At 34.8% G+C, this 6,169-nt stretch carries 6 protein-coding genes and 1 pseudogene; all 7 read right to left on the bottom strand.

The features are described from left to right. Positions 1 to 171: 171 nt before the first annotated feature. Positions 172 to 435: a CRISPR-associated endonuclease Cas2 gene (gene cas2, locus ACP5O9_RS08605; RefSeq protein ID WP_428723842.1), complete on the bottom strand. Its 264-nt coding sequence runs from the start codon at positions 433 to 435 to the stop codon at positions 172 to 174. Position 436: 1 nt separating this feature from the next. Then, positions 437 to 1,429, bottom strand: coding sequence for a type I-B CRISPR-associated endonuclease Cas1b (gene cas1b, locus ACP5O9_RS08600; RefSeq protein ID WP_428723841.1), 993 nt, complete (start codon positions 1,427 to 1,429; stop codon positions 437 to 439). Then, positions 1,426 to 1,929 carry a CRISPR-associated protein Cas4 gene (gene cas4, locus ACP5O9_RS08595; protein ID WP_428723840.1) on the bottom strand — a complete coding sequence of 168 codons (504 nt, stop codon included), beginning with the start codon at positions 1,927 to 1,929 and terminating at the stop codon, positions 1,426 to 1,428. The genes cas1b and cas4 overlap by 4 nt, the downstream gene beginning before the upstream one ends. Then, a complete protein-coding gene (cas3, locus tag ACP5O9_RS08590) occupies positions 1,923 to 4,265 on the bottom strand; it encodes a CRISPR-associated helicase Cas3' (protein WP_428723839.1) in 2,343 nt (780 codons plus the stop codon). Before cas3 ends, cas4 begins: the two co-directional genes overlap by 7 nt. Next, complete coding sequence (cas5b, locus tag ACP5O9_RS08585; protein ID WP_353686762.1) at positions 4,240 to 4,959, bottom strand: type I-B CRISPR-associated protein Cas5b; 720 nt, start codon at positions 4,957 to 4,959, stop codon at positions 4,240 to 4,242. Before cas5b ends, cas3 begins: the two co-directional genes overlap by 26 nt. A gap of 10 nt (positions 4,960 to 4,969) precedes the next feature. Then, entirely contained in the window at positions 4,970 to 5,881 is a 912-nt protein-coding gene (cas7b, locus tag ACP5O9_RS08580) for a type I-B CRISPR-associated protein Cas7/Csh2 (RefSeq protein WP_428723838.1), read from the bottom strand. 10 nt (positions 5,882 to 5,891) lie between these two features. Further along, positions 5,892 to 6,169: pseudogene (locus ACP5O9_RS08575) on the bottom strand (TIGR03986 family type III CRISPR-associated RAMP protein); the annotation flags it as partial.

Below are 6,169 nucleotides of genomic sequence, written 5' to 3'. Positions count from 1 at the left end.
GTTTCAATTCCTCATAGGTAGGCTCGCAATCCATTTTTTATGCGAAAAATCAAAACATAATTTTCAAAGAACAATAGAATTATTTTATTTTTTATCATAAGTTCCCTTAAAAAATCAACTTTTCCTTCGTCGCTGTCCCAGCATTTTTGCATTATCAGGGATAGACGAATCTCAGAGTATCACCTCTTCCCCTCCCTTCTCTATGCCCATTATCTCCCGCCTTGTATACCAGCCTGTCCTGAAGGTATAGATAATGATGGAGTCCTCCTCTTCATTGATTATCTTCCTTAACTCACTCTTGAGCTTCTCAAGCCTTGCCACTGTTATCTCTCCCTCAAATACAGAATTCTGCACCCAGTGTAGATACTTTCTGCAAATCTTCAAAACCTTCTGAACCCTTTCTTCTTTGACATCATAAACAAGTATTACATTCATTCTACCATGAGGTTATAAAAGGTCTGTATTCATCATCCCCTATGAGATGCTTCTCTATCTTATAGAGTTCAAGCCTTATCAATTGTCTGTAAGACACATGTCTGCCGAGCCCCCTGTGCTCAAAAGTTGCCTTGAGCCGCTCATCCATCTCTCTTACAAAAACCTCTCTCCCCTTCTCATTCAAAACAATTCCATCAAGCTTCTGTTCAAAATGCTGTGGTTTAATGATTCCTTTATTTACCAGTGTAAATATCACCCTGTCTGCAATGATCGGCTTAAAGACCTCTGCTACATCAAGATTAAGTGAAAACCTCCTGAAATTCGTGGTATGCAAGAAACCAATCCTGGGGTCAAGATGGGTATGATATATTTCGCTAAGACAGACTGTATAGAGAATAGAATTTGCAAAACTAATAAGGGCATTTAGCCGATTTTTTGGTGGTCTCCTTGTTCTACCTTCAAATATAAAATGCTCATTATCCAGAATCCTGTCAAAGGCATAGTAGTATTGCTCCCTTATGTTTCCCTCAATCGCCATCAATCCCTCTGTGTCTTTACAGGATTGTAGCGATTGAGAAATTGATTCTATTTTCTGAATATACTCTCCCAGTTGTTTTCCTCTATTTTTATAATAAGCAAGCACCTTTTTTATGTTCTCCACAGCACCCTCTACAAATTTCCTTGCAAGGATGAGCCGTTTTGATGGGTCAAGATAATGTTCAGCCTGCTTTAGTATCATATATCCAGAATTCAGATGCTGTCTTGGATAGTATGAGCCCACATAGTAGCCGTAATAGTTGAAAAAGTGCATTATAATTTCGCTTTCTGTGAGGAATTCAAGAAGTCTCTTGTTTATTGAAACTTCACCAAAGATAAAAAGTTCTGATGTGTTTTCTACAGGGATGTATTTTTTGCCTTCTTCAGTTTCAAAATAGAGTGTGTTTCTTTTTCTTTTTAGTTCGCCATCTGAAAATATGTAAATTGTGCGTTTCATGACCAGCAAAACTCCTGATAACCACATTTTGAACAGAATTTTGTTTTTTGTGCTGGCGGAGGTATCTCCATTTTAATTATTTCTTTAATCTGGGCTTGCGCTTCAATGAGCTCGGCTTTAAGCTCTTTTGTAAGGGTAACAATGATTTTTTTCTTTTCTTTTGGAAAGAGAAGTTGCCCAGTAGCTTCAATACCGAGTTGTTTTAGCCTCCACAGATAAAAAGCAAGTTGCATCCTTGCACTTTTCTCAAAACGAGAGCTTTTCTTAACCTCACCAATCACCACATTTTCACCTTCTGTTTTTAACAAATCTATAACAATGTTTTCAAGATGAATCTCTTTTCTTTCCCTTTTGTATGCTTCTTCTGACAGTAGCCTGCCAATCTCAATAAATGGATTTTCCTGCCATGGTGTAAGCTGCCTTGACATAAGCCAGACCTCCCGGGAGCAGATGTAATAATACCAGATAAGGGTGCCAGTGGGGTGCATTGAATTCACCATAACAATAGCCCTGCTTTGGTTTTAAATCCTGTTTCATGGTCATAATAATCTTCAAGCTGATTTTGAGAGATGTAATAAGTATCCATAATTTTTGGAGGTAGATTTTCAGTATTTGCTGGAATAGAAATGATATAATCGTAAAAATCTTTGCGAATTTGCAAAAATTCTTTTTTCCGTTCAAAAAGGTTTTTAATCATTTTAATTCTTTCAAATTCCTTCCAAACTTTTACTGCTCTTTCGTCGTATTCAATAAATACATCTATTTCTGGATAGTCTTCCTCTATCAGTTTAAAATCAGAAATTGACAACTCATCCGTCTCCTGTTTATCATATCTCAATCTGGAAACAGCCTCTAAAATTTCTGAGGATTCTGTCTGATTCAGTTTTTCAGTAATTTGTTGGAAATAGGTATCAAGTAGCTGGAAAAGCTGTTTTTCATTAAAAAATTGCCTTGCAGATAGAAGTTTCTCTGTAATATCAATTAAAACAGGATCATAAATATAGGATGCATAGCGTCTGCCATGTTCGTCCGTAAGAGTGAATACTTTAACTGTGCCTTTTTTATTACTAGCATTTCTGTTACACCTTCCAGCAGACTGGATTATACTGTCAAGAGGAGCGATATCCCTGTAAACTATGTCAAAATCTATGTCTACTCCAGCCTCCACGAGTTGAGTGGACACAACTAATTTGTATTTTCCATTTCTAATTTCCTCAATTCTTTTTTGCCTTTCTAATGGAACAATATGGGTGCTGAGAAATGTTTTTGATATAGAATTGATTTTAAGAAGTGAATAGAATTTCTTGGCAGATGCAATTGTATTAAAGATAAATAGTTTTGAATTCTCTGGATTTTCATCAATTTGATTGACAATTTGTTCAATTTTGACTGGATTTTCAATTTCCGAGTATAACTCTATTCTATTAAGGTTATCATAATATTTAGAGGGCTCTGTTATGCTAAATATTTCATTCTTATCAAATATCAGCGGTTCGGTAGCAGTCATAAGAATGACATATGAATTAAATTTCTCTGCAAGTAACATCAGGATTGTTTTGATAAGTTTCCAATACTTAATAGGTATAGATTGTATCTCATCAAGTATTATAATTGAATTGATAAAGCGGTGGAATTTTCGTAAACTACTGTTTTTATTCGAAAACAATGTGTGAAAGAGTTGAACGAAAGTTGTTATTATTATTTCCGAGTTCCATCCCTCTATCAATAATTCCCCTTCTTGAGTTTCATATTCCTTTTCTTCAGTTTTGTAAAAAATCTCTGCAAGATGATGGTGTTTGAGCATGATATTTGATGTGGGATTTGTTCCGTTTTCTTCAATTACTTTTTCAATGACCTGAGCGTTTTGCTCAATTATGCTTAGAAAAGGTAGAGAGTAAATTATTCTTGGATTGACTTTCAATTTTCTGAGCTCGCTTTTTAGTTTCAATGCAAAGGAAAGACCGGTAAGGGTCTTTCCAAGTCCTGTGGGTAAGTTGATAGAATAAAATCTTTTATTCAGATCAATATCTTTTTTCATTACCTCATGGTAAGCTTTAGTTCTTAGTTCATTAATTATGGACGGGATGGGTTTTACTTTTATTAAGTAGTTCTTTACCCAATCTTTGTCATCATAAGTCTTTCTTATCGGAATATTGGAATTTTCAAGAACTACATCGGTTTTGTCTGCATCAAGAAGAAGCGAATAAATAAGATTTAAAGTGAGATAAGGTGTCAAATCTTTGTTTTTCCTTATTAATTTTTTGTAAAACTTTAATTCTCTCTCAAATTCGTTAAACCATGTATTAATCAATAGCTTTGTGAGCAAAACGGGAAGTCCTTTCTGATGCAATGTATTGCACAATGTGGAAAAAGAATGATTATTAATGCTTTCAAGCTGTGCTTGTAGTATTTGAAGATTTTTTTCATCAAATAGTGATGCTTCATCCATTACATCTATCAGGTCATCGTGATGCCTCCTTACCGCAATGTAAGCAAAAAGGGGCAAGAATACATTTTCATTACATGTTTTTTGACAAAATTCTTTTACGATAAAGTAGGTACATATAGCAGAAAAGAGACTGTGCGATGAATATTCAGACTTTAATTTTTGCTTAGCTGACTCTTCTGCAAAAAGATAATCCTGAAAATATCTGGTTGACTTACCTATATCGTGAGTAAGACCAATTATTCGTGCAACCTCTTTAAGCTCATTCTGAATAGCTAACGGTTTCTCTGATAAGAAATATTCCATCAAATCAGCTACATTGATGAGATGGTCTTCCAGTAATTTATCTGGATGGGAATACAAATTAGAAGAAGACGATATTTTCCCCATTTTCAAGATAGTAAAATTTTTTCAAATATGCTGTAATTGTCCTCCCTTCTGGCTCATAAATAACATCACCGTAGTTCTCAACGATTCTTTCTGGTGTCATCCTTATAGGAATTTTTTCCTTGAAGTATTTTCTCCCCTCCTGTAATTCTATGCCCTTGTTTATGAGCATGCTTACAGGCACTACAGTAGAAATCTCGGTCCTGGGTTTTTCCATTTCTCTTGTATCATAAACTCCAACAAAACAAAAATCAGCAAGAAGTTCACTTAAACCTAACGAAACTGTATAAAATGATTGATGGGATTGAACCATATTGATGAGTTTGTCAAAAGTATCTTTATCTTGGTGCCAGACATAGACTCTGTATTTTGGTGTCTTAACAAATTCAGTTAATATCTGAGTGCGTGGCTCATGATTTTTCTTTTTAATAAGAAGAAGGTATTTGTTGTCTTTAGTGTTTATTAGATTTATTCCCATTCGCACTTTTTTTATAGGGTTTATTATCCTTAAGGCGATTTTGCAATTGTCATATCCAAAAATATTTAAATATTCATTTTTTGGAGCGCCATAAATCGCACCTAATATGCCCGCAACTGTTGGAGGTGGTGGAAAAGAAAAGGTAAGAGGTGATGTAGTGGTGTAATATTTTCGGAAATGAGCAAAATCACCGTATAAATCAAACACAAGCACTTTCATAGTTAAAACCCTAAAAAGTGAGCTCCTCTACAGTGAAACCACTTAATGCACTTTTTAAATCAATTTCCTCGCCATTTCTGATAAGCCTGACTCTATCATCAACTTTTACTCTGACTTTTTCTATTTTGTCTTTATATTTAGCAAGAGTATCAATAAGCTTGGTTACATCTATTTTCACTTCTGATATATCTCTTATAGCTTCATCAGGGATCTCTGATTTTAAAGATATAAGTTTATCAAGTTCTCCAATGTAAAAATTTAGTCCTTCTTTATAAACAATCTGTAAAAGTATTCTTGGCATCTGTCCAAACTTTGAGCCTGAGATAAGATTTTTCGTTCCATTCCACATTCCCTCAAGCATTAAATCTATATCTTCCTCAGTAAGAGGAATATTTTGAGTTGTAGCAGCCTTTTCATTTACGACTCCATAGAAAACAATTAAAGAGTATGGAAGAATATAGCGTTCTGTAAAGGTGCCTTGTTGTCTGCCAGTTGCAGAAGGCATAACTGTAGTCCCTTTGATATAAGTTAAGTCAACTTTATGTAAAGACCTTCCGTATTTGAACTGAACCGGACCTGTAAGCGTAATTGTTCTATTTTCTACAGCAGTGGTGCAGCCAAAAAGACGGATATCAATACATCTTTCAATTATGGAACTATCAGCAAAGTCGTTCAATCTTTCCTCTTTTGTTTTGAGACTTCCATCTTCTTTCCTGATTTCACGAATAAAAATTTCCTGACCTTTGTAATCGTATAAATAATCTCTAATAGTTCTTTTCAATCTCACATCAGTAACAATGGTTGCTCCTGTTTCCTCATCAATCCTCGGCTTGTTTTCATCAACAGGGTCTCCGTTTGGATTTGCATCTTTCACATCATAGAGAAACAAAATTTCTGAACGATTTTTTACTAATTCTGGCATGTTAACCTCCTTATAAAATTTCTTCTGGTTTATTTAAGACCTTTCTTTGTCTGAATTCGCCGAGTTCCATATATTCAGTCTTTTTATTTGCAGGTCTATGGGCAAAGTCAAGCATCTTCTTAAGTTGCCTGAGCCTATCAGTTTCCCAGAGGGATGACCTGTTTTCTTGAAGTTTCTCTAAAACATATTCTTCAAAAGCCTTTTTAAAGCCTTCAATCTCTGAAGTTTTATCATCAAGACCGTTCCACTCTGAAAAAAGGTCCTGATAACGGTTTTGTCTGTTAGATA

Origin of the sequence: Thermodesulfovibrio sp., assembly GCF_049969575.1 — a bacterium.
Classification (GTDB): domain Bacteria; phylum Nitrospirota; class Thermodesulfovibrionia; order Thermodesulfovibrionales; family Thermodesulfovibrionaceae; genus Thermodesulfovibrio; species Thermodesulfovibrio obliviosus.
Note: the sequence above shows the minus strand (reverse complement) of the source record. Positions and strands in the feature narration are given on the sequence as shown.

Coding starts and splice junctions, on each gene's coding strand:
- cas2 (WP_428723842.1), bottom strand. CDS start 435: ATGAATGTAATACTTGTTTATGATGTCAAAGAAGAAAGGGTTCAGAAG.
- cas1b (WP_428723841.1), bottom strand. CDS start 1,429: ATGAAACGCACAATTTACATATTTTCAGATGGCGAACTAAAAAGAAAA.
- cas4 (WP_428723840.1), bottom strand. CDS start 1,929: ATGGTGAATTCAATGCACCCCACTGGCACCCTTATCTGGTATTATTAC.
- cas3 (WP_428723839.1), bottom strand. CDS start 4,265: ATGGGGAAAATATCGTCTTCTTCTAATTTGTATTCCCATCCAGATAAA.
- cas5b (WP_353686762.1), bottom strand. CDS start 4,959: ATGAAAGTGCTTGTGTTTGATTTATACGGTGATTTTGCTCATTTCCGA.
- cas7b (WP_428723838.1), bottom strand. CDS start 5,881: ATGCCAGAATTAGTAAAAAATCGTTCAGAAATTTTGTTTCTCTATGAT.